This is a genomic window from Roseovarius sp. MMSF_3281 (assembly GCF_030733685.1).
GTDB lineage: Bacteria > Pseudomonadota > Alphaproteobacteria > Rhodobacterales > Rhodobacteraceae > Roseovarius.
Genome location: NZ_JASHIM010000016.1, coordinates 60,178 through 81,843, shown reverse-complemented (window position 1 = coordinate 81,843; position 21,666 = coordinate 60,178). Strand labels below are relative to the sequence as shown.

The following is a 21,666-nucleotide window of genomic DNA, read 5'->3' as shown; positions in this document are numbered from 1 at the left end:
TCAAAACGCCCAATAGGAGAGTTTTCCCCTCGATTTCACCTGAAACGGGTGCGCGTTTCGTTTTCGGAACTGAGGGTTTGAGGCGACCGAATGCGCAACTTTCATACATATTCCGGTCATTCAGGCATATTTCCTGTATCTATCGGGCAATTATAAAAAAAAATTGAATGGCCAAACTAGAGGGTAGAAGGTCATCGTATTTCGTGTTTTGTTATCGTTATGTCGTATTTGAGCTGCCTACTCACGCACAGGAAAGGGAAGCTTTGCTGGAGAGTCGCACGTTGACAACTCCAACCGACAAACAAAATCAAACCAACAGGGAAATACCATGACAAAGGTCAAAGATCAGATTCTCATCGACCGGCTGGCGGATGCCGCCCGCGACGGCAAGATTTCGCGCCGGTCGTTTATGAACTACTCGATGGCGGCGGGCATGACCGCCACGGCTGCCACGGGGCTCTGGACCACTAAAGCGCAGGCACAGCCAAGCCGGGGCGGCACCTTTAAGGTGGGCATGCATGACGGGAACTCGTCCGACACCCACGACCCGGGCCAGTATGTCTCGCGTCAGCAGATCTATCTTGCCCACCAGTACCGCAGCTATCTTACACTGATTGAGCCCGACGGCTCGCTCGGGCCGGATCTTGCAAGCGACTGGTCGGCCAACGAGGATGCCTCGGTTTGGACTTTCGAGATCAACTCGAACGCTTCGTTCCACAGCGGGAACCCGGTGCTGGCCAAGGATGTGGTCGCCTCGCTCAACCATCACCGCGGCGAGGAATCGACCTCGGCGGCCAAATCGCTTCTGTCTTCGGTGACCGACGTGGCGGCCGATGGCGATCACGCGGTTGTCGTTACGCTGGAAAGCGGTATCGCCGATCTGCCTTGGCTGATGACCGATTATCACCTTGCCATCTGCCCTGCCAATGACGACGGCAGTATCAACTGGCAGTCGGGTGACGGCTCGGGCCCCTATAAGATCGACCAGGGGGAATGGGGCGTCGGCTGGAAACTCAGCCGCCATGACGGCTGGCACCTCGAAGGGGCCTATTTCGACAAGGTCGAGATGCTGGTGCTCAACGACCCGAATGCGCGCCAGACGGCGCTTGTCACCGGCGATGTCGACGCTGTGTCGCTGATCGATATCAAGACATCGTCGTTGCTGCAGCGCGATCCCAATATCGCCGTCGAAAACGTGCCGTCCGCGGCCGCGATCACCTTGCCGATGTTCTGCGACACCGCGCCGTTCGACGATGTCAACGTGCGCAACGCGCTCAAGCTGTCCATCGACCGCAACGAGATCATCGAGAAAATCGCCTTTGGCGCGGCCACGATCGGCAACGATTTCCACCATTCGCCGGCCCAGCCGTACTGGCCCGAAGACGTTGAGCAGCGCGAGTACGACCCGGACCAGGCCAAATCGCTGCTTAAGAAGGCAGGGATGGAGGACCTCACGGTCAGCATCTCGACGGCCGATAGCCTGTTCTCGGGGGCCGTCGACATGTGCGTCCTTTTCGCCGAACAAGCCAAGCAGGCCGGCATCACCGTCAATGTCACGCGTGAACCCAACGACGGTTACTATTCCGACGTCTGGTTGAAAAAGCCGTTCTGCGCAGTGTCCTGGGGCGCGCGCCCGACGCCGGATGTGATGTATACCCTGGCTTACAAGGCTGATGCCGACTGGAACGAAAGCCGTTGGCAGAACGAGCGCTTCAACGAGTTGCTGCTTCAGGCCAAGTCCGAGCTTGATGACAGTCTGCGCGCTGAAATGTATCGCGAAATGGCAACGATCGCCCGTGATGATGGCGGCACGATCATTCCGATGTTCAATAACTTCGTCTACGCGCGTCGCAGCAACGTGATGCGTGGCGAAAGCCTTGCAGCAAGCTGGGAGTTGGACGGCGCCCGCGCACCAAGCCGCTGGTGGTTCTCGTCCTGATCCGATGCATGAAGTTAATCCACCTCGGTGCTGCTGGCGCCGGGGTGGGTCTATCCGACGAGCCGGCGGGGCTGCGAGTGTGCGCTGCACGGCGCCCCCTGACCGGTATTCGGGGCGGACTTTCAATCGTCCTTGGTGGGATTCTGCGATTCCAATTCATTTCCAACATAGCAGGAAAGGCTAGAAGTGTTTCCGATTTCGTGTTTTGATGCCAAAGTGTCGGTTTCAGAGCATTCCCCTTGTGCAGAGATAGGAAATCCTTGTCCGACGCACGCATAAAAAAATGATCTTCAGGATCGCAAAAAAATCTTCCAGGGAGAAAATATGACTAAAACAGATAACCAAGTTCTAATTGACCGGCTGGCGGATGCCGCCCGCGACGGCAAGATTTCCCGCCGGTCATTTATGAACTACTCGATGGCGGCGGGCATGACCGCCTCCGCGGCAACCGGCCTATGGGGCACTTCGGCCAAGGCGGCGCCCACCCGTGGCGGTACATTCCGCCTTGGCGCGCACGACGGCAACACCGGTGACACCCATGATCCCGGCACCTACGTGACCTTCTCGATGATTCAGGTCGCGCATACCTTTCGCGCCTACCTGACCCTGATCGAACCCGACGGATCGCTTGGCCCGGATGTCGCCCAGGAATGGAGCGCATCGCCCGACGCCAAGGAATGGACCTTCGTGATCAATCCAAAGGCTACCTTCCACAGCGGTAAGAAGGTGACGGCGGATGATGTCATCGCGTCGCTCAACCATCACCGCGGTGAAGATACGACCTCGGCGGCGGCTGCGCTGGTCTCGGATATCGAGGAACTGGTGAAGACCGATGACATGACGGTCACCGTCAAACTGGCCGGCGGCAACGCCGACCTGCCTTGGCTGATGACCGATTACCACCTTGCAATCTGCCCGGCCAACGATGACGGCACGATCGAATGGAAGTCCGGCGACGGCTGTGGCCCCTACAAGCTGGTCGAAACCGAATTCGGTGTGAACTATCGCTTCGTGCGCCACGAAGACTGGCATCTTGAAGGTGCCTATTTCGACGAGTGTGTGGTGACGGTTCTCAACGATCCGAACGCACGCCAGACAGCGCTAGTCACTGGCGACGTGGACGCGGTGACGCAAATCGAATTGAAAACCCTTTCGCTACTGCAACGCGATCCCAACATTGAAATCGACAACGTGCCGTCGGCCGGAGCGGTTACCATGCCGATGTTCTGCGACGTGGCTCCCTTCGACAATGTGGATGTGCGCAACGCGCTCAAGCATTCGATCAACCGTCAGGAGATCATGGAAAAGATCACCTTCGGCACATCGACGATTGGCAATGACTTCCATCATTCGCCGGCCATGCCGTACTGGCCCGAAGGGCTTGAGCAGAACGCTTATGACCCTGACAAGGCCAAATCGCTTCTGAAGAAAGCAGGCGCTGAAGGTTTGAGCACGGAAATCAGTGTCGCGGATTCTGTCTTCTCGGGGTCGGTTGACATGTGCGTTCTGTTCTCGGAGCAGGCCAAAGCTTCGGGCATCAACATCTCGGTCAAGCGTGAACCGAACGATGGCTATTACTCCGACGTCTGGCTGAAAAAGCCATGGTGCGTTGTGCAGTGGGGCGCGCGTCCGACACCGGACGTGATGTATTCGCTGGCTTACAAGGAGGACGCGGCCTGGAACGAAAGCCACTGGCAGAACGAACGGTTCAATGAACTGCTTCTGAAGGCCAAGGCCGAGGTGGATAACGATCTGCGTGCTGAAATGTATCGCGAAATGGCCATTCTGGCGAAGGATGATGGTGGTACGATCATCCCCTTCTTCTCGAACTTCGTCTACGCACGCCGTAGTAACGTCAAGCATGGCCCTGATCTGGCCGCCAGCTGGCAGATGGATGGCGCACGCGCCTGTAGCCGCTGGTGGTTCGAAGGCTAAGCGAACGCAATCTGGCCCGGCGCAACCTTTGCGCCGGGCCTTTTCACTGCCTTGCCGCTGAAAGGTCACCTACAAGACTGCGACAAGGCCACTAGCCCGAATAATCCAAGGGGATCCCCCTAAAGGAGCAAAGGGCAATAACACTGTTATGGCGTCTACGTCCGGCCCACTGGTGGCTTGGCCCGACGCACAACAGCAGGAGGGAACAGATGGGAGACATTCTAGGGCTGGTAGGTAAACGGCTCGGTCTCGGCGTATTCATTCTATTCGTCATTTCGATCATTATCTTCTTCATGGTCGAATTGCTGCCGGGCGACATCGCTCAGGCGGTTCTGGGACAAGGCGCTACCGAAGAAAACCTGGCCGCATTGCGCAAGCAAATGGGCCTCGATCAACCCGCCATCATGCGGTATTTGGACTGGCTCTCGGGCGCGGTCTTTCTGGATTTCGGCAATTCGATCGTGACGGGCGAGCGGGTGACCGCAGTGATTGGTGAGCGGTTCATGAACACGCTTTTCCTTGCGGCCTATGCTGCCGTGATCGCCGTGCCGGTGGCCATCGTGCTTGGTGTGATCGTCGCACTTTTGCGCAATTCGATCTTCGACCGGGTCGCCAACGTGGTGACACTGAGCTTCATTTCGTCGCCGGAATTCTTTCTGGGTTACATCCTGATCCTTTTCTTCGCGGTGAAATGGCAAATGTTCCCCGCGATTTCGAGCCTTAGCGAGGACATGACCCTTGGCGAATTGCTGATCCGGACCTTCCTTCCGGCACTCACGCTGGTTCTGGTGGTCATGGCGCATATGATGCGGATGACGCGGGCGGCGATTATCAACCTTCTGGCGTCGCCCTATATCGAGATGGCACGCCTGAAAGGCGCGCCACCGTGGAAGGTGATCGTCAAACACGCCCTGCCGAACGCATGGGCGCCGATCATCAACGTTGTGGCGTTGAACCTTGCCTACCTGATCACCGGCGTTGTGCTTGTGGAAGTGGTCTTCGTTTATCCCGGTATCGGCCAAGCCTTGGTTGACGCGGTGTCGAAGCGTGACTTCCCCGTTGTGCAGGCCTGCTGCCTGATCTTCGCGGCAACCTTCATCCTGCTCAACCTCGCAGCGGACGTTGGCGCCATTCTCACCAATCCGCGTCTGCGGCATCCGAAGTAAGGGAGTAGAAACAAATGAGCTGGTTTGTAATCATATACTACACCCTGCTTCTTGGGACGTCCTGTCTGGCGGCGTTCTTCAACAAGCGGCAGATCTTCCTGGTGGCCTTCGGCCTGACCTTGGTTTCCTTCATCTTGGGGATCATCGGCGGCCCCGCCGCCCTCAAGGCGGTGGCCATCTGCGCGGCATTGCTTGGGCTTGCGGCCATGGTGTCCTACGCCTTCCGCGAATTCCTGATACAGATAGCATCGGATGAGATGGGCAAGGAACTGCGCACCGCGCCGATGACAGCCGCTTTCGGCATGTTCGTCATGTTTACTTACGCGGTTATGGGGGTTTTTGCCCCGTGGATCGCGCCGCATGGCGAAGCCGAGGTGATCGCCTCGGCCTTTGCGCCACCGGACCAAAACATGCTTCTCGGGGCCGATCAGTTGGGCCGCGATATGTTTAGCCGTATCATCTATGGTGCGCGAAACTCGGTGGGGCTGGCCCTTGCCGCGACGATCGCAGCCTTTGTTCTGGGGGCGCTGGCCGGACTTCTGGCCGCGACGAAAGGCGGCTGGTTCGATCAGTTCATGGGCCGGGTGGCCGACGTGATCATGTCGATCCCGTCGCTGATCTTCGCCCTGCTGATGCTGTCGATCTTTGGCCCGCATATTCATGTGATCATCATCGCCGTTGCGGTGATTTACGCGCCGCGCGTTTTCCGCCTGACACGGGCGGTGGCGGGCAACGTGGTCGTCATGGACTATATCGAAGCGGCCAAGCTGCGCGGTGAAGGAACATGGTACCTCATCCGCCGCGAAATCCTTCCCAACTCCACCGCGCCACTGGTTGCGGAATTCGGGTTGGAATTCTGCTTCGTGTTCCTGCTTGTCGCGGGCCTGTCGTTCCTTGGCCTTGGTATTCAGCCGCCGACGGCGGACTGGGGTTCGATGGTGCGCGAAAACGCAACCTTGATCTCATTCGGTGACATCACACCCCTGATCCCGGCAGCGGCGATTGCCTTGCTGACGGTTGGGGTCAACTTCGTGGTGGACTGGATGTTGCATCGTTCCTCGGGACTGAAGGAGTAATCGAAGATGACAAACAAGAAAGAAGTCCTGCTGGAAATCAAAGACCTGGAGATTCAGGGCTACTCCGATGAAACTTGGGTCGACATCATCAAAGGTGTCGATCTGACCCTCCACCGCGGTGAGGTGCTTGGCCTCATCGGGGAATCGGGCGCCGGGAAATCCACCATCGGCGCGGCCGCCATGGGCTATGCCCGCGACGGCACGCGTATCTCGAACGGCTCGATCGAGTTTGACGGGATGGAACTGACCACGGCCAGCGAAAGCGAGAAACGCGCCCTGCGCGGGCATCGCATCGCCTATGTGGCACAGTCCGCCGCCGCGTCCTTTAACCCCTCGCACAAGCTGATTGATCAGTACAGCGAGGCCCCGCTTCAGTACCGCTTGAAAAAGCGGACCGAAGCCCAGGAAGACGCGATGGAGCTTTACGAAAAGCTGCGCCTTCCGAACCCACAGGAAATCGGCTTTCGTTACCCGCACCAGGTGTCGGGCGGGCAGTTGCAGCGCGCGATGACCGCCATGGCCATGTCCTGCAAACCCGATCTGATCATCTTCGATGAGCCGACAACGGCGCTTGACGTGACCACCCAGATCGAGGTGCTGGCCGCGATCCGCGACATCGTGGACGAGTACAACACCGCTGCCATCTACATCACCCACGACCTTGCCGTCGTGGCGCAGATGGCCGACACGATCAAGGTGTTGCTCAAGGGCGAGGAAGTCGAAGAGGCCCCCACCAAGGAGATGCTCGACAGCCCCAAGGAAGACTATACCAAGTCGCTTTGGGCCGTCCGCAGCTTCAAGCGCGATCAAAAAGAGCGTCCCAAGGATGGCACGCCCCTGATCTCTGTGCGCAATGTGGATGCCTCCTATACCGGCGGTGACAAGGTGCTCGATGACGTCAGCTTTGATGTCTACGAGGGGATGACCGTTGCCGTGGTGGGCGAATCCGGTTCGGGTAAATCCACGACGGCGCGGGTGATCACCGGCCTTCTGCCGCCCTCCAAGGGCGAGGTGCTGTTCAAGGGCGAACCTTTCCCGCCCGATTACCGGAACCGCACCAAGGATCAGTTGCGACAATGCCAGATGATCTATCAGATGGCCGATACCGCGCTGAACCCCAAGGTGAAGATCGCCGAAATCATCGGGCGCCCGGCCCAGTTCTATTCGGGTCTAAGTGGTGCGGCCCTCAAGAACCGGGTGGATGAACTTCTCGACCTGATCGAGCTTGAGCCATCCAAGTACTACAACCGCTACCCGCCGGAACTTTCGGGCGGTCAGAAACAGCGGATCGGTATTGCCCGGGCACTGGCGGCGGAACCCACCTTTATCGTCTGCGACGAGGTCACCTCGGCGCTTGACCAGCTGGTGGCCGAGGGCATCCTGAAGCTCTTGGATCGTCTTCAGAAAGAGCTGAACCTTGCCTATATGTTCATCACCCACGATCTGGCGACGGTGCGATCCATCGCCGACGAGGTGGTTGTCATGCAGCACGGCAAGGTGGTGGAGCAGGGGCCGAAGACAAAAATGTTCACCCCGCCACACCACCCCTATACCGACCTGCTGCTCAGTTCGGTCCCGGAAATGGACCCCGAGTGGCTGACAACCCTTCTGGAAGAACGGGGCGTGGACAACGTGGGCGATGCCGCCACGGCACAGATCGACCCGAACGATCCCAAGATCAGCGGTTGATTGATCAAGCCCTGAAAATGAAAGCGGCGGATGGTTTTCCAACCATCCGCCGTTTCTATATCTGTGACGTGCAACCGAGGATGGGAGAGAGGGCCCCGGTTTAAAAAAGTGCCCTGGATCAGGTGATGGACATCGCGCTGAACACCATCGTTGCAACGATGATGCCGTACACGATGAGGACCGCCGGCCAGGAAGCACTGTGCATACGCAATTCGCGGTTCAGTTGATCGCGGGTCATGATGTCGGCCTCCTGTAGAATTGAGGTTGCGGTTGTCCGGGCGTCGCTGCGTCCGTAATTTGCACATAATGGATTTTTCCCACCGCGCAATCTTTTTCTAGCAAAAATCCATGCACCATTTGCAACGCTGAATGCGCCGGACGTCATGGCTGACATCTGGCGCATTTTTTCGACATGTCGTCGCTTGAAAGCGACTTGTCGCAGCGTGCTTTACGCGCCCGGCCCTTGCAACGGCATCACCTGCAATTCCCCTTCCAACCGGGCCTTGATGGCTTGGGCGGCGGCGTGGGCACCCGCGGCCGTGGTAAAATAGGGAATCTTGTCATAAAGCGCAACCGAACGAATCTCGCGGCTGTCTTCCACGGCCTGCGCCCCTTCGGTGGTGTTCATGACCAGCGTGATCTGCCCGTCTTTCATCATGTCCACGATGTTCGGACGGCCCTCATAGACCTTGTTGACCACGTCGCAGTCGATGCCATGCTCTCCAAGGAAACCCGAGGTGCCGCGCGTCGCCACGATGCTAAAGCCCATCTCGACCAGAAGGCGCGCGGTATCGACCAGTTGCTCGGTCTTATCCGAATCCTTGATCGAAAAGAACACCTTGCCGCCTTCTGGAAGGTCGGCCCCGGCCCCCATCTGCGCCTTCAGGAACGCGCGCGGGAAGGACACGTCCCAGCCCATGACTTCCCCGGTCGAACGCATCTCTGGCCCAAGGATGGTATCCACGCCGGGGAAGCGGGCAAAGGGCAGCACCGCCTCCTTGACCGAGAACCAAGGCATGTCCGGATCAGCCAACGTCATCTGGTCGGCCATCGGCAGGCTGCCGGGCGTCGCGCCCTCGGGGTAGGGGCCACGATGCGGGAAGGCGTCCATCTTTTCACCGGCCATCAGGCGCGCGGCGATCGAGGCGATGGCACTATCCGTGGCCTTGGCCACGAAAGGCACCGTACGGCTGGCCCGCGGGTTCACTTCGATGAGGTAAATATCGTCGTTCTTCACCGCGAACTGCACGTTCATCAGGCCCCGCACATCAAGCGCCAGCGCCAGCGCCTCGGTCTGGCGCTTGATTTCGGCAATCGTTTCCGGGCGCAGCGAATAGGGCGGCAGCGAACAGGCACTGTCGCCCGAGTGAACGCCTGCTTCCTCGATATGCTGCATGATGCCTGTCACGTGAACGGATTCGCCATCGCACAGGGCATCCACATCGCATTCAATCGCACCGGCAAGGTAGCCATCCAACAGAACCGGGCTATCGCCCGAAACCACCACGGCCTCGGCGATATAGCGCTCCAGATGTGCCATGTCGCGGACGATCTCCATCGCGCGACCGCCTAGAACATAGGATGGGCGAATGACCAGCGGGAAGCCGATTCCTTCTGCAATCTCAAGGGCTTCGGCGTCCGAATGGGCAATCCCGTTCGATGGCTGCTTGAGCTTGAGTTGATTGACAAGCGCCTGGAACCGCTCGCGGTCCTCGGCAAGGTCGATCGCATCCGGCGAGGTGCCCAAAATCGGGATGCCCTCGGCCTCAAGATCATTGGCCAGCTTCAGCGGCGTCTGCCCACCGAACTGCACGATAACCCCGTGCAGGGTGCCGTTTTCCTGCTCGACCCGCAGGATTTCCATCACGTGCTCAAAGGTCAGCGGCTCGAAATACAGCCGGTCCGAGGTGTCATAGTCGGTCGAAACCGTTTCGGGGTTACAGTTGACCATGATGGTTTCATAACCCGCCTCGGTCAGCGCGAAACAGGCATGACAGCAGCAGTAGTCAAACTCGATCCCCTGGCCGATCCGGTTCGGCCCGCCACCCAGGATAACCACCTTCTTGCGGTCGCTCGGGCGCGCTTCGCATTCCACGTCGCCCATCATCGGGGCTTCGTAAGTGGAATACATATAGGGCGTCTGCGCCTCGAATTCGGCGGCGCATGTGTCAATCCGTTTGAACACCGCCGTCACGCCCTTGGCATGGCGCGTACGGCGCACATCGGCCTCGGTAAAGCCGGTCAGCTTGGCAAGGCGGGCATCGGTAAAGCCCAGCATTTTCAAAGTTCTAAGGCTTGCCTCATCGCTTGGCAGCCCATCGGTTTTCACCGCTTCCTCGGCATCCACGATTTCGCGGATGCGCGACAGGAACCACGGATCGAACGCCGTGGCAGCCTGGATTTCATCATCGCTTAGCCCCTCGCGCATGGCCTGCGCGATGGTGCGCATCCGGTCCGGGGTCTGCTCGCTGATCGCCTTGATGACGGCGGCCTTGTCGGGTGCGCCGGGGATATCCACCTCGTCAAAGCCGGTCAGCCCCGATTCCATCGACGCCAAAGCCTTTTGCAGGGATTCGTGGATCGTCCGGCCAATCGCCATGGCCTCGCCCACCGATTTCATCGCCGTGGTCAGCTTGGGCTCCGAGCCGGGAAATTTCTCGAAGGCGAATTTCGGGATCTTGGTGACGACATAGTCAATCGTCGGCTCAAAGCTGGCCGGTGTGACCTTGGTGATGTCGTTGTCCAACTCGTCCAGCGTATAGCCCACGGCCAGCTTCGCGGCGATCTTGGCAATCGGGAAACCCGTGGCTTTTGACGCCAAGGCAGACGAGCGGCTCACCCGCGGGTTCATTTCAATGACCACCATGCGCCCGTCTTCGGGGTTGATGGCCCATTGCACGTTGGACCCGCCGGTTTCCACGCCGATCTCGCGCAGCACGGCGATACTGCCGTTGCGCATGATCTGGTATTCCTTGTCGGTCAGGGTCAGGGCCGGGGCCACGGTGATCGAATCGCCGGTATGCACGCCCATCGGATCGACGTTTTCGATGGCGCAGACGATGATCGCGTTGTCCGCCTTGTCGCGGACAACCTCCATCTCGTATTCCTTCCAGCCCAGAAGCGACTCGTCGATCAGGATCTGACTGACGGGCGAGGCATCCAAGCCCGATTTGCAGTAATGCTCGTAATCATCGCGGTTATAGGCCACCCCGCCGCCGGTGCCGCCAAGGGTAAAGGCCGGGCGGATGATCGCTGGAAGGCCCACATGCTCAAGGGCTGCCATGCACTCTTCCATGTTCTCGGCGATGGTGGCCTTGGGGTTCTCGATCCCCAGACGGTCCATCGCCTCGCGGAACAGCTTGCGGTCCTCGGCCATCTCGATGGCCTCGCGGTTGGCCCCGATCAGCTCAACCCCGAATTTTTCAAGAACCCCCATGTCCGCCACGGCCAGCGCCGTGTTCAGGCCGGTTTGCCCGCCCATGGTGGGCAGCAGGGCATCGGGTCGCTCTTTCTCGATGATCTTTGCTACGATCTCGGGGGTGATCGGTTCGATATATGTGGCATCGGCCAGCCCCGGGTCGGTCATGATCGTCGCGGGGTTGGAGTTTACAAGGATGACGCGGTACCCTTCCTCGCGAAGCGCCTTACAGGCCTGAGCGCCGGAATAGTCGAACTCGCAGGCTTGGCCGATAATGATCGGGCCCGCCCCAATGATCATGATGGACGAGATGTCAGTTCTTTTGGGCATGGTGATCCTCGGGCAGCTGATCGGGCACACCGCCACAATGGGGTGCGCGCAAATTGTTGGCGGTTATATCCATCACGCGCCTGCTTGCAAGGGGGATCGCAAATCTTGAACGAAAGGCCGCTTTTGTGGGTGTCATCCATCCGATGCAGGATTACATACGGCCAGATCGCAACGGGAAACACGGCATTTGAAGATTCGCTTCGATAATGGCCCCAAGGCCGCAGCCTGCCGTTTCGCGCATCCGCGCGAAATGATCGTCGCGCATGAGGTTTCGGATGTGCGCGCCGCTCTTGATGCGCTGGACGCCGCGCAAGGCGCGGGCGCATGGCTTGCCGGGTTTGCCAGTTACGAGTTGGGATTCGCGCTGGAACCCCGGCTTGCGGCCCTCATGCCCGAGGATCGCGGTCTGCCGCTCTTGCAATTCGGGGTTTACGATGCGCCCGAAGAAGCGCCCGATCTCGCCCCCGGTCCCGCCAGCCTGCAACGCTTTCAACCGGGGTGGCGCAAGGCGCGATACACAAAGGCCTTTCAAACGGTGCATGACTATATCTGCGCCGGTGACATCTATCAGGCGAACCTGACTTTCCCGCTGTCCCTGCATGCCACAGGAGAGGCCGAGGCGCTCTATCACGCGCTCACACAGGTACAGCCCGTCCGCTACGGCGCCATGATCGAGGCCGGGGGGCTGCCCGCGATCCTTTCGCGCTCGCCCGAACTTTTCTTCCGCACCAAACCCGATGGCCGGATCGAAACCCGCCCCATGAAAGGCACCCAACCCCGCAGCAGCGATGCAAGCGAAGATGCCCGCCGCAAGGCCTTCCTGCAAACCGACGAGAAAAACCGTGCCGAAAACCTGATGATCGTTGACCTCCTGCGCAACGACATTAGCCGCATTTGCGAGGCCGGAAGCGTCAAGGTGCCGGAACTTTTCTGCGTCGAAAGCTATGAAACCGTGCACCAGATGGTCTCGCTCATCACCGGGCAAATGCAGGCGGGCACGGGCCTTGGCGATATCTTCCGCGCGCTTTTCCCCTGTGGGTCGATCACCGGCGCGCCGAAACTGCGTGCCATGGAAATTTTGGCCGAACTCGAAGGCGCAGCGCGCGACATCTATTGCGGCACCATCGGCTGGGCGGCCCCTGATGGCACCTCGGAATTCAACGTGGCGATTCGCACGCTGATGCTTGATGGCGATGAGGTCCGCCTCAACGTCGGCGGTGGCGTGGTCTACGACAGCACCGCCGACGCCGAATACGAAGAGGCGCTCTGGAAGGCCCGCTTCGCCCGGGCCCTCACACCTGCCATCGCCTGATCATTCCGCGGCGTGGCACATGTCCTCCACTGGGGCGGGGTACAGGTAATCGCGCGTCAGCGGCACGGCGTCCTGTTGCGGCGATAGCTGCAACTGGAACACCACCTGCCGGTTGAACCGAAAGGTCAACTCGCTGGCAATCAGGTAATACCGCCACATCCGGCAAAACCGCTCGTCATAAAGCGCGCGGGCCTTGTCGATATTCGCCATGAATCGATCATGCCAATGTTTCAGCGTTTCGGCATAATGCAGCCGCCAGATTTCCACATCCGTCGTAAACAAATCCTGCCCCTCGACGGCATGGGTCGCCTCGGACAGGGCGGGCACATAGCCACCGGGAAAGATATACTTGGCGATCCAGGGGCTTGTCACGCCCGGCCGCTCACACCGTCCGATGGTATGGATCAGGGCGACACCATCGTCATGCAATCGCGCGCGCACGTTGCGGAAATACTCGCCGTAATGCGGCGTGCCCACATGCTCGAACATGCCGACCGAAACCACCCGGTCGAACGTGCCTTCCACATGCCGGTAATCCATTAGGCGGAAATCCACCTTGTCCGACAATCCCGCCGCACCGGCCCGGGCCTGCGCCATGGCATGCTGTTCCCGCGACAGGGTCACCCCGACAACCTCGGCGCCATAATCCCGCGCCAGCGTCAGGCCCATACCGCCCCAGCCACAGCCGATGTCCAGAACCCGCATGCCCGGTTCAAGCAACAGCTTGCCCGCGATATGCTGTTTCTTGGCCTCCTGCGCGGCCTCCAATGTCATATCCGGGTCGCGGAAATAGGCGCAGGAATATTGCCGGTCCTTGTCGAGAAAAAGGTCATACAATTCCCCCGACAGGTCGTAATGATGCGCCACGTTCGACCGCGCGCGCCCCACCGGGTTGAACTGTCCCAGATACCGCAGCAAATGCCGCCCCATCACAAGCGGGCGGCGAAACCACGGCTGGCCCTGCGCGGCGATATTGCGGATGGCCAGCCCAAGAAACCCGTAAAGGTCATCGCCCTCGATGGTCAGGCGCCCATCCATATAGGCCTCTCCCACCGCCATATCCGGCGACAAAACAATCCTACGCGGCAAAGTCGGGTCATGCAGGCACAGCGCGACACGCTCGCCCCTGCCATCGCCATAGCGCCGCGTCATGCCTTCAGGATAAGTTACCGTCAGTTCACCCTGACGAAACAGATGCCGCAGCATCGCGTCCAAGGCCTTCGTCCACATGTTTCACCCCCGGTTCCCGCGCCGCGCGGGCGCATTAATTTGGTGATGCGAAACCTGCCGTTTGTCTCGCCGGATGCCCCGGCGGCTGCTCATATCCGGCATTTTGGCCCAAAATCCCGGTTTCTGTAAATGTTTTTGGTCAATGGTGCTGACTTGCGCGGTCCCCCGCCCTTGACTTTACCGCGCCGCCAAGGTGTATCGGCGCGGACCACAAGACATACCCGTAACGGGCCCTGAGAGGACACCATGCACGCATTCCGCAGCCATACCTGCGCCGATCTGACGAAATCCAACGTGGGCGACACCGTCCGCCTGTCCGGCTGGGTCCATCGTATCCGAGATCACGGCGGGGTTCTGTTCGTTGACCTGCGCGATACCTACGGCATGACCCAGGTGCTCTGCGATCCCGACAGCCCGGTTTTCGCCGAGGTGGAAAAAGTCCGCTCCGAATGGTGCATTCGCATCGACGGCGAGGTGAAGGCCCGCGACGACAGCCTGATCAACCCGAAAATCCCCACCGGCGAGATCGAGGTTTACATCCGCGACATGGAAGTGTTGGGCAGCTCCGAGGAACTGCCGCTCATCGTCTTCGGCGATCAGGAATACCCCGAGGAAACCCGCCTCAAGTACCGCTACCTCGACCTGCGCCGCGAGGTGATGCAAAACAACATGGCCCTGCGCTCGGACGTGGTGGCCTCCATGCGCCGCCGCATGTGGGATAAGGGGTTCCGCGAATACCAAACCCCGATCATCACGGCCTCAAGCCCCGAAGGCGCGCGCGACTTCCTCGTGCCCTCGCGCCTGCATCCCGGCAAGTTCTACGCCCTGCCGCAGGCCCCGCAGCTGTTCAAACAGCTCATCATGGTCTCGGGCTTCGACAAGTATTTCCAGATCGCGCCCTGCTTTCGCGATGAAGACCCGCGCGCCGACCGCTCGCCCACCGATTTCTACCAGCTCGACATGGAAATGAGCTTTGTCGAGCAACAAGATGTGTTCGACACCATTTCCCCGGTGATCGCGGGCGTGTTCGAAGAATTCGGCGGTGGCCGCAAGGTGGATGCGCCGCAAGACTGGCCGCAAATCCCCTATAAAGAAGCCGCGCTGAAATACGGCACCGACAAGCCCGACCTGCGCAACCCGATTGAAATGCAGGATGTCTCGGAACATTTCCGCGGCTCGGGTTTTGCCATCTTCGCCAAGCTGCTGGAACAAGACGGCACCGAGATTCGCGCCATCCCCGCCCCCACCGGCGGCAGCCGCAAGTTCTGCGACCGGATGAACAAGTTTGCCCAACAAGAAGGCCTGCCCGGCATGGGCTATATCTTCTGGCGCGAGGGCGAAAACGGCACCGAGGCCGCAGGCCCGCTTGCCAAGAACATCGGCCCCGAACGCACCGAGGCGATCCGCCAGCAACTGGGCCTTGGCGTCGGCGATGCCGCCTTCTTCCTTGGCGGCAAACCGCAGGCCTTCGAACGCGTCGCCGGCAAGGCCCGTGACGTCATCGGCGAGGAATTGAACCTCACCGACACCAACCGCTTTGCCTTTGCATGGATCGTCGATTTCCCGATCTTCGAGAAGGACGAGGAAACCGGCAAGATTGACTTTGAACACAACCCCTTCTCCATGCCGCAAGGCGGGATGGAGGCGCTCAACGCCGATCCGCTGGCCGTCAAGGGCTTCCAATACGACCTTGCCTGCAACGGTTATGAACTCGTGTCCGGTGCCATCCGGAACCACAAGCCCGACCTGATGCTCAAAGCCTTTGAGCTTGCTGGCTACGGCGAGGACGAGGTGAAAAACCGTTTCGGCGCGCTGTTCCAAGCCTTCCACTATGGCGCACCGCCGCACGGCGGCTGTGCCGCGGGCATCGACCGGATCGTGATGCTGCTGGCCGATGAACAGAACATCCGCGAGGTCATCATGTTCCCGATGAACCAACGCGCCGAAGACCTGATGATGAACGCGCCGTCGGACCCCACCAGCGACCAGTTGATGGAACTCGGCCTGCGCGTCATCCCGCAGGACGACTGATCGCATGGACCAAACCCGCCCCGTCGGCCCCCCGGTGCCCAATTGGACACCACCGCCCCTGCCAAGGGGCGAGGGGCTTGCGGGGCGCTACGTGCGGCTTGAGGCGCTGGACGCCGACAAGCACGCGGCGCTGCTTTTCAAGGCCTTCGACGGGCATGACGCGGTATGGACCTACATGCCCGACGGTCCCTTCGCCTCCGCCGCGCAATTCCACCGCTGGATGCGCGAGGCCACCGCGCATGACGACATCCTGTTCTACGCCATTTTCGATCAGGTCACGGGGGAATACGGCGGCTTTGCCTCCTACCTTCGGATGAAGCCCGCCGCAGGGTCGATCGAGGTGGGCTTCATCGCCATGGCCCCGCAGTTACAGCGCACCCGCGCCGCGACCGAGGCGATCTACCTGATGATGAAATGGGCCTTCGAGGCGGGCTATCGCCGCTTCGAATGGAAATGCGATGCGCTCAACGCCGCCTCGCGCCGGGCCGCGCAACGCTTCGGCCTCAGCTTCGAGGGCATCTTCCGGCAGGCCACCGTTTACAAGGGCCGCAACCGAGATACCGCGTGGTTCGCCGCAATAGATGCCGAATGGCCCGCCCTGAACGAAGCCTTTCAATTCTGGCTGTCGCCGTCCAATTTCGATGACGCGGGCCAGCAACGCGAACGGCTCAGCGACCTGACAAGCCTCGTGCGCGCCTCGGGCGATCCCGAACAGGCGGCGCACCGCCCATGACGGGCGGGGTGTTGCAGCACGGGCGCGGCAAGGTCTAGCTGAATTGCGCCGCTGGTTGGTGCAGGCGCGCCTGCACAAGCCCGGCAATGCGCGCCACCGCCTCGCGGGTGCCGCCGCCACCGGCCTCGCGCCGCCGCGCCAGATCGCTTGCCGCCTGTGCCAGCGGCCCGTCCTCCACCAGATGGGCCACCCCGCCCAGGAATTGCGCCAGGTAATCCATCATCGGGCCCTCGCCACAATCCTCCAACAACGCGGCGGCATGGGCCATATCGTCCACGAATGCCACCGGATCGGGTTCGATCACCTCGTCGCTCAGCGCCCGTGGCCCGGACGGTTGCCGATCACTGGGCAGGTGATCCAGTAACGCCTGCTGAAATGCGGCAAGGCCGACCATGGGCTTTTCAAAGAAACCGTCGGCCCCGGCCGCGACAGAGGCGCTGGCCGCAAACCCGTCGCCACTAAGCCCCATGATAATACCCACCCGGGGCGTGGCTGCGTTCAGTTCCGCGATCAGGTCAAGGCCCGAGCCATCGGGCAACCCGTGGTCGACGATCACCGCCGAAGGCCGGTAGACCTGCAAATGCCGCCGCGCCGAGGACAGGCAATCCGCCCGGCGGATACGGGCGCCGCTGCGCAAACACATCAGGCGCAGCGCTTCACAGGCATAGCGGCTGTCCTCCACAACCAGAATCGTCATCCCCAATAATGGCCGCCGCGCGCTGGGCGCGCGGTTTGGGGCCAGTGTGCCGTCAAGATCCTCCATAGATCCGTTCCTTTCTGTGCGGTCCATGGCCCAAGGCTATCCAAAGATTGGCTAACGCATGGTTAATCCAGCGGATGCGTCCCCCTGTCGCTTGTCAGAAAAGGGGCGTGGCCCCATAACAAGCGCAAAGCACAAGAAAGGATTCCCCATGATCGGACGCCTCAATCACATTGCCATCGCCGTCCCCGACCTCGAAGCCGCCGCCGCCCAATACCGCACGGCCTTGGGGGCCAAGGTGGGTGAGCCGCAGGACGAACCCGACCATGGCGTTACCGTCATCTTCATCGACCTGCCCAATACCAAGATCGAACTGCTGTACCCCTTGGGCGAAGACAGCCCGATCAACGGGTTTCTTGAGAAGAACCCATCGGGCGGTATTCACCACGTCTGCTACGAGGTCGAGGATATCCTTGCCGCCCGCGACCAGCTGACGGAACATGGCGCGCGCGTTCTGGGCTCGGGTGAGCCGAAAATCGGCGCCCATGGCAAACCGGTGCTCTTCCTGCATCCCAAGGATTTCCAAGGCACCCTCGTGGAACTGGAGCAAGTCTGATGAGCATCGCCTCGGCAATCGTCCTGTTTCTGGTGATCTGGTTCATGACCTTCCTGATCGCCCTGCCGATTCGCATCCAGACACAGGGCGAGGCGGGCACGATCGTGGAAGGCACCCATGCCGGATCGCCCGAACAGCATCACCTGCGCAAGAAGATGATCATCACAACGCTTATCAGTATCGTGCTTTGGATCATTATCGGCGGCACGATCCTCTCGGGTGCGATCTCGGTGCGCGACATCGATTTGTTCGACCGCATGGGCCCTCCCTCCAGCCTTACCGAATAACCATGTTGAGCGCGCCTTCGGCGCGCGCTTTAAATCTCGGGGCTGGCCTGTGGCCATCCCCTCGGATGCCTCCGGCGGGGGTATTTTGGCCAAGAAAAAACCATCGCGCCCAAGCGCTTTGCCGTGGTGCAAACGGGCATTCAAGACAATCCTGCGTAGCGTAGCCGCGCCTATGTGCCGCTGGGTTCAATGCGCCCCGTTGCAAAAGCCGTGGTCGGCAAGGGAGGCCAGAACGTAGCAATCGCTGGATGGTCCATCCCCATCGCAGCCGCCGACGATCCGGTCCAGTTCACTTTCCAGCCTGCGAAGCTGGGCAATCTTGCCACGGACCGCCTCCAATTGTGCATGTGCGATCTGGCTTGCCGCTCCGCAGGTGCGGTCGGGGTGGTCCTGCAGGTCGATCAATGCGCGGATCGCATCGATGGAAAAGCCAAGATCGCGGGCGTGTTTGATGAACCCGAGCTGTTGTAACTCGGATGTCCCATAGCGGCGTTGGTTGCCCGCCGTGCGTTCGGGGGCCGCCAGAAGGCCCATTTGCTCGTAATAGCGGATGGTCGGCACCTTGACCCCGGTGGTGGTCGACAATTGCCCGATGGAAAACATGAAAAACCCTCTTGAAGCTATAGTTACTAGAGAGATTACATTGCGGGAAAGCAGATGAAAAGGGGGCCAGGATGGCTGGATGTTGCGGGCATGATGCCAAGTTCGAAGGGCTGTCGCCCGACTACAAGCGCAGGCTTTGGGTGGTCATCGTCATAAACGCCGCGATGTTCGCGGTCGAGATGGGCGCGGGCCAGATGGCCGGTTCCCAGGCGCTCAAGGCCGACGCGCTGGATTTTCTGGGCGACGCGCTGACCTATGGTATTTCGCTGGCTGTCATCGGCGCCTCGATCCGGGTGCGCACCACCGCCGCGCTGGCCAAGGGGCTCAGCCTTTTTGCCATGGGGGCCTGGGTTTTCGGCTCGACGCTTTACAGGGTTTTCTACATCGGCGTGCCCGAGGCGCAGATCATGGGGGTCATCGGCGTCATGGCATTGGCCGCCAACCTGGCCAGCGTGGTGCTTTTGCTGCCCTACAAGGACGGTGACGCCAACGTGCGCTCGGTCTGGCTGTGTTCGCGCAATGACGCCATCGGCAATATCGCGGTGATGATCGCGGCCCTGGGCGTCTGGGGCACCGCCACCGGCTGGCCCGACCTGATCGTCGCGGGTATCATGGCCGGGCTGTTCCTGAGTTCCTCGGTGCAGATCCTCCGCCAGGCGCTGGAGGAGCGGCGCGAGGCGGAGCAGCAAACCGCCACTTAACCGTGCTTCACCTTCAACCGGTGATAAAGATGCGTGAAGGTCGCCGCGCCAATGATCGGCACCACGAGGTTCAGGACCGGCACGATCAGGGGCAGGGCCATCAACACCCCCGCGGCCCAGATCACCGCGCCGTGCTTTTGCCGCATGGCCTTGGCCCCGGTGCGCCCCTCGCGGCGCATCGCGGCCAGCGTGAAATATTCCCGGCCCAGCAAAAAGCCGTTCAGCGCGAAAAACACCGGCAGGCCCGCGATGGGCAGCACCATGGTCAGTAAAAGCGCCAGGATATTGGCCGCGATCAACACCCCGAAGGCGGCCAGGCCATCGCGAAGCTCATCGCTCAGCGGCGGGCCTTTGGCCTTGGGCAAATCAGGGTAATGCCGATCCTCGACTGCATCGGCCACCTCGTCCAGGAACATCGACACGAAAGCCGAGGCCACGGGCACCATCAGGAATACCGACAGCCCGATCATCAGCGCCACAAAGGCCCAGCTTAGCACGTTATCGACCCATTGAACCTCGCCCAGCAAGGGAAGCGTCACCGCATCCCCCACCATCCAGCCGACACCCCAGACCAGCACGGCGGTGATCGCGGCCAGAAGCCCAAGGGTCAGGCCGATCCCGCGCCAGAACACCTTGCGAAAGCGCGGATCGCCGACCTGACCCAGCGCCTTGAAAAAACTGGTGAAAATCATTCGCAAACCCATGTTGTAATGGCATCAAGATCGGGGCGGGGCCGTTCGGGCGGTTGGCTGGTCTCGGTGCCGATATGGATGAAGCCCGCCACCCGCTCATGGGTGTCCAGCCCCAGACCGGTTTCAAGAAATCCCCGGTCATGGCTTGCCCAACCCGACAACCAATTGGCACCCCAGCCGCTGGCCAAGGCCGCGTTCAGCATCGCAAGGCACACCGCCCCCGCCGAATAGGTCTGTTCGATCGGCGGGATCTTGTCCGAGGGTTTGGCCACCTCGACCACGGCCACCGCCAGATGCGCCGAAGCGAACTGCACCCGCGCCTTCGAGATATCCGCCTCGTTGAGGCCAAGCGACAGGCCGCGTGCCTCGGCAACCTCGGCCAGCCGCTTTAGCGCCGGACGCTCCAGCACGATAAACCGCCACGGCTCAAGCTTGCCGTGATCGGGGCTGCGCGCGGCGGCGGTCAGGATCGGCTTCAGCTCGGCACGGCTTGGCACCGGGGTGGTCAGCGTCTTGGCGGGCCGCGAGCGGCGCGACAGCAGAAAATCCATAGCGGCTTGGTTCGGTGCAGGCATGGGGCCCCCTTGGTGTTGCCCCCGATATGTCGGGGCAGGGGGCGGCGGGGTCAACCCCTAGCGTCCCGCGCGGGGCCACGCTATGCAGGACAGATGGCCGACAGACCCCTTGCCCATCTTGCCCAGCCCGGAACGCAGATCGCCCTGCGCGTCACGCCGCGCGCCTCGCGCAATCGGATCACCCAAGAGGGCGGCGAAATCCGGGTTTACGTCACCACCCCGCCCGAGGACGGCAAGGCCAATGCCGCCGTGCAAAAGCTTCTGGCCAAGGCGCTTGGCGTGGCCAAATCGCGGCTCACGCTCATTCGCGGCCAAACGGCGCGCGACAAGGTGTTTGCCTTGGACTAAGGCTTTGTCGCTTTCGGCGGTAGGGTATAGACCCCCTCCGGCAGGTTCAGCGCGGCGCCCAGATCGCGCAGTTGCGCCATCGAAAGCGTCACCTTCTGAACACTGTCGGTCCGTGGGTCATATTGCTCGACGGTCACGCATTCCTCGAAGGCGTTGACCACGACATCCTCCTGCAAGGGGGCCGCGCCGTCATCGACCAGCGTGACCACCGTTGCGTCAAATTCATGCTCGATTGAAAACATGGGCCAACTCTACCGCCTGAGCGGACCTTTGCAAGCCTTGCTG

At 60.8% G+C, this 21,666-nt stretch carries 21 protein-coding genes; 13 read left to right on the top strand and 8 right to left on the bottom strand.

Annotated features, from left to right (window positions below; genetic code table 11):
• The first annotated feature begins 328 nt into the window (after positions 1 to 328).
• The 5 genes from RBB32_RS14940 to RBB32_RS14920 all read left to right on the top strand — a co-directional run bounded on the left by RBB32_RS14940 (position 329) and on the right by RBB32_RS14920 (position 7,805).
• The gene (locus tag RBB32_RS14940; protein ID WP_306153875.1) at positions 329 to 1,939 is read left to right on the top strand and encodes an ABC transporter substrate-binding protein; all 1,611 of its coding nucleotides are present in this window, start codon (positions 329 to 331) and stop codon (positions 1,937 to 1,939) included.
• Positions 1,940 to 2,263: 324 nt separating this feature from the next.
• Positions 2,264 to 3,874 carry an ABC transporter substrate-binding protein gene (locus tag RBB32_RS14935; RefSeq protein WP_306153873.1) on the top strand — a complete coding sequence of 537 codons (1,611 nt, stop codon included), beginning with the start codon at positions 2,264 to 2,266 and terminating at the stop codon, positions 3,872 to 3,874.
• Positions 3,875 to 4,083: 209 nt separating this feature from the next.
• Positions 4,084 to 5,040: an ABC transporter permease gene (locus RBB32_RS14930; RefSeq protein WP_306153871.1), complete on the top strand. Its 957-nt coding sequence runs from the start codon at positions 4,084 to 4,086 to the stop codon at positions 5,038 to 5,040.
• Between the two features lie 14 nt (positions 5,041 to 5,054).
• On the top strand, positions 5,055 to 6,116 hold the full coding sequence (locus RBB32_RS14925; protein WP_306153869.1) for an ABC transporter permease: 1,062 nt from the start codon (positions 5,055 to 5,057) through the stop codon (positions 6,114 to 6,116).
• Positions 6,117 to 6,122: 6 nt separating this feature from the next.
• Positions 6,123 to 7,805, top strand: coding sequence for an ABC transporter ATP-binding protein (locus RBB32_RS14920; protein ID WP_306153867.1), 1,683 nt, complete (start codon positions 6,123 to 6,125; stop codon positions 7,803 to 7,805).
• Between the two features lie 118 nt (positions 7,806 to 7,923).
• Here the strand turns inward: RBB32_RS14920 and RBB32_RS14915 are convergent, their stop codons facing one another.
• On the bottom strand, positions 7,924 to 8,199 hold the full coding sequence (locus tag RBB32_RS14915; protein ID WP_306153865.1) for a hypothetical protein: 276 nt from the start codon (positions 8,197 to 8,199) through the stop codon (positions 7,924 to 7,926).
• Between the two features lie 54 nt (positions 8,200 to 8,253).
• Positions 8,254 to 11,553 carry a carbamoyl-phosphate synthase large subunit gene (gene carB, locus RBB32_RS14910; protein ID WP_306153863.1) on the bottom strand — a complete coding sequence of 1,100 codons (3,300 nt, stop codon included), beginning with the start codon at positions 11,551 to 11,553 and terminating at the stop codon, positions 8,254 to 8,256.
• Between carB and RBB32_RS14905 the strand changes: the two genes are divergently transcribed.
• Together RBB32_RS14905 and RBB32_RS14900 are read left to right on the top strand one after the other, a co-directional pair.
• A complete protein-coding gene (locus RBB32_RS14905; protein ID WP_306153946.1) occupies positions 11,522 to 11,662 on the top strand; it encodes a hypothetical protein in 141 nt (46 codons plus the stop codon). The genes carB and RBB32_RS14905 overlap by 32 nt on opposite strands.
• A gap of 78 nt (positions 11,663 to 11,740) precedes the next feature.
• Positions 11,741 to 12,865 (top strand): aminodeoxychorismate synthase component I, encoded by a 1,125-nt coding sequence (locus RBB32_RS14900; RefSeq protein WP_306153861.1) that lies wholly within the window; start codon positions 11,741 to 11,743, stop codon positions 12,863 to 12,865.
• On the opposite strand, the gene RBB32_RS14895 is transcribed toward RBB32_RS14900, so the two are convergent.
• A complete protein-coding gene (locus tag RBB32_RS14895; RefSeq protein ID WP_306153860.1) occupies positions 12,866 to 14,095 on the bottom strand; it encodes a cyclopropane-fatty-acyl-phospholipid synthase family protein in 1,230 nt (409 codons plus the stop codon).
• A 246-nt stretch (positions 14,096 to 14,341) separates the two neighbouring features.
• Between RBB32_RS14895 and aspS the strand changes: the two genes are divergently transcribed.
• Both aspS and RBB32_RS14885 read left to right on the top strand, forming a co-directional pair.
• Entirely contained in the window at positions 14,342 to 16,126 is a 1,785-nt protein-coding gene (gene aspS / locus RBB32_RS14890; RefSeq protein WP_306153858.1) for an aspartate--tRNA ligase, read from the top strand.
• A 4-nt stretch (positions 16,127 to 16,130) separates the two neighbouring features.
• Complete coding sequence (locus RBB32_RS14885; protein WP_306153856.1) at positions 16,131 to 16,859, top strand: GNAT family N-acetyltransferase; 729 nt, start codon at positions 16,131 to 16,133, stop codon at positions 16,857 to 16,859.
• Between the two features lie 34 nt (positions 16,860 to 16,893).
• Here the strand turns inward: RBB32_RS14885 and RBB32_RS14880 are convergent, their stop codons facing one another.
• Positions 16,894 to 17,622 (bottom strand): response regulator, encoded by a 729-nt coding sequence (locus RBB32_RS14880; protein ID WP_306153854.1) that lies wholly within the window; start codon positions 17,620 to 17,622, stop codon positions 16,894 to 16,896.
• Between the two features lie 148 nt (positions 17,623 to 17,770).
• Between RBB32_RS14880 and mce the strand changes: the two genes are divergently transcribed.
• Together mce and RBB32_RS14870 are read left to right on the top strand one after the other, a co-directional pair.
• The gene (gene mce / locus RBB32_RS14875) at positions 17,771 to 18,175 is read left to right on the top strand and encodes a methylmalonyl-CoA epimerase (RefSeq protein ID WP_306153852.1); all 405 of its coding nucleotides are present in this window, start codon (positions 17,771 to 17,773) and stop codon (positions 18,173 to 18,175) included.
• On the top strand, positions 18,175 to 18,462 hold the full coding sequence (locus RBB32_RS14870) for a DUF1467 family protein (protein WP_306153850.1): 288 nt from the start codon (positions 18,175 to 18,177) through the stop codon (positions 18,460 to 18,462). Before mce ends, RBB32_RS14870 begins: the two co-directional genes overlap by 1 nt.
• A gap of 186 nt (positions 18,463 to 18,648) precedes the next feature.
• Here the strand turns inward: RBB32_RS14870 and RBB32_RS14865 are convergent, their stop codons facing one another.
• Entirely contained in the window at positions 18,649 to 19,065 is a 417-nt protein-coding gene (locus RBB32_RS14865) for a helix-turn-helix domain-containing protein (protein ID WP_306153848.1), read from the bottom strand.
• A 71-nt stretch (positions 19,066 to 19,136) separates the two neighbouring features.
• Here RBB32_RS14865 and RBB32_RS14860 point away from each other — a divergent pair, with 71 nt between their 5' ends.
• Positions 19,137 to 19,766: a cation transporter gene (locus tag RBB32_RS14860; protein WP_306153846.1), complete on the top strand. Its 630-nt coding sequence runs from the start codon at positions 19,137 to 19,139 to the stop codon at positions 19,764 to 19,766.
• Here the strand turns inward: RBB32_RS14860 and RBB32_RS14855 are convergent.
• Together RBB32_RS14855 and RBB32_RS14850 are read right to left on the bottom strand one after the other, a co-directional pair.
• Positions 19,763 to 20,458: an EI24 domain-containing protein gene (locus tag RBB32_RS14855; RefSeq protein ID WP_306153844.1), complete on the bottom strand. Its 696-nt coding sequence runs from the start codon at positions 20,456 to 20,458 to the stop codon at positions 19,763 to 19,765. The two genes, RBB32_RS14860 and RBB32_RS14855, sit on opposite strands and share 4 nt — an antisense overlap.
• Positions 20,455 to 21,033 carry a nitroreductase gene (locus tag RBB32_RS14850; RefSeq protein ID WP_306153842.1) on the bottom strand — a complete coding sequence of 193 codons (579 nt, stop codon included), beginning with the start codon at positions 21,031 to 21,033 and terminating at the stop codon, positions 20,455 to 20,457. The genes RBB32_RS14855 and RBB32_RS14850 overlap by 4 nt, the downstream gene beginning before the upstream one ends.
• 93 nt (positions 21,034 to 21,126) lie before the next feature.
• Here RBB32_RS14850 and RBB32_RS14845 point away from each other — a divergent pair, with 93 nt between their 5' ends.
• Positions 21,127 to 21,381, top strand: a complete 255-nt coding sequence (locus tag RBB32_RS14845) for a DUF167 domain-containing protein (RefSeq protein WP_306153840.1) — start codon at positions 21,127 to 21,129, stop codon at positions 21,379 to 21,381.
• Here the strand turns inward: RBB32_RS14845 and RBB32_RS14840 are convergent.
• Positions 21,378 to 21,623, bottom strand: coding sequence for a hypothetical protein (locus RBB32_RS14840; protein ID WP_306153838.1), 246 nt, complete (start codon positions 21,621 to 21,623; stop codon positions 21,378 to 21,380). The two genes, RBB32_RS14845 and RBB32_RS14840, sit on opposite strands and share 4 nt — an antisense overlap.
• Positions 21,624 to 21,666: the final 43 nt, after the last annotated feature.

Coding starts and splice junctions, on each gene's coding strand:
- RBB32_RS14855 (WP_306153844.1), bottom strand. CDS start 20,458: ATGATTTTCACCAGTTTTTTCAAGGCGCTGGGTCAGGTCGGCGATCCG.
- RBB32_RS14940 (WP_306153875.1), top strand. CDS start 329: ATGACAAAGGTCAAAGATCAGATTCTCATCGACCGGCTGGCGGATGCC.
- RBB32_RS14935 (WP_306153873.1), top strand. CDS start 2,264: ATGACTAAAACAGATAACCAAGTTCTAATTGACCGGCTGGCGGATGCC.
- RBB32_RS14845 (WP_306153840.1), top strand. CDS start 21,127: ATGGCCGACAGACCCCTTGCCCATCTTGCCCAGCCCGGAACGCAGATC.
- RBB32_RS14850 (WP_306153842.1), bottom strand. CDS start 21,033: ATGCCTGCACCGAACCAAGCCGCTATGGATTTTCTGCTGTCGCGCCGC.
- aspS (WP_306153858.1), top strand. CDS start 14,342: ATGCACGCATTCCGCAGCCATACCTGCGCCGATCTGACGAAATCCAAC.
- RBB32_RS14915 (WP_306153865.1), bottom strand. CDS start 8,199: ATGTCAGCCATGACGTCCGGCGCATTCAGCGTTGCAAATGGTGCATGG.
- RBB32_RS14840 (WP_306153838.1), bottom strand. CDS start 21,623: ATGTTTTCAATCGAGCATGAATTTGACGCAACGGTGGTCACGCTGGTC.
- RBB32_RS14865 (WP_306153848.1), bottom strand. CDS start 19,065: ATGTTTTCCATCGGGCAATTGTCGACCACCACCGGGGTCAAGGTGCCG.
- RBB32_RS14870 (WP_306153850.1), top strand. CDS start 18,175: ATGAGCATCGCCTCGGCAATCGTCCTGTTTCTGGTGATCTGGTTCATG.
- RBB32_RS14885 (WP_306153856.1), top strand. CDS start 16,131: ATGGACCAAACCCGCCCCGTCGGCCCCCCGGTGCCCAATTGGACACCA.
- RBB32_RS14920 (WP_306153867.1), top strand. CDS start 6,123: ATGACAAACAAGAAAGAAGTCCTGCTGGAAATCAAAGACCTGGAGATT.
- RBB32_RS14880 (WP_306153854.1), bottom strand. CDS start 17,622: ATGGAGGATCTTGACGGCACACTGGCCCCAAACCGCGCGCCCAGCGCG.
- RBB32_RS14905 (WP_306153946.1), top strand. CDS start 11,522: ATGATGGACGAGATGTCAGTTCTTTTGGGCATGGTGATCCTCGGGCAG.
- mce (WP_306153852.1), top strand. CDS start 17,771: ATGATCGGACGCCTCAATCACATTGCCATCGCCGTCCCCGACCTCGAA.
- RBB32_RS14895 (WP_306153860.1), bottom strand. CDS start 14,095: ATGTGGACGAAGGCCTTGGACGCGATGCTGCGGCATCTGTTTCGTCAG.
- carB (WP_306153863.1), bottom strand. CDS start 11,553: ATGCCCAAAAGAACTGACATCTCGTCCATCATGATCATTGGGGCGGGC.
- RBB32_RS14925 (WP_306153869.1), top strand. CDS start 5,055: ATGAGCTGGTTTGTAATCATATACTACACCCTGCTTCTTGGGACGTCC.
- RBB32_RS14860 (WP_306153846.1), top strand. CDS start 19,137: ATGGCTGGATGTTGCGGGCATGATGCCAAGTTCGAAGGGCTGTCGCCC.
- RBB32_RS14930 (WP_306153871.1), top strand. CDS start 4,084: ATGGGAGACATTCTAGGGCTGGTAGGTAAACGGCTCGGTCTCGGCGTA.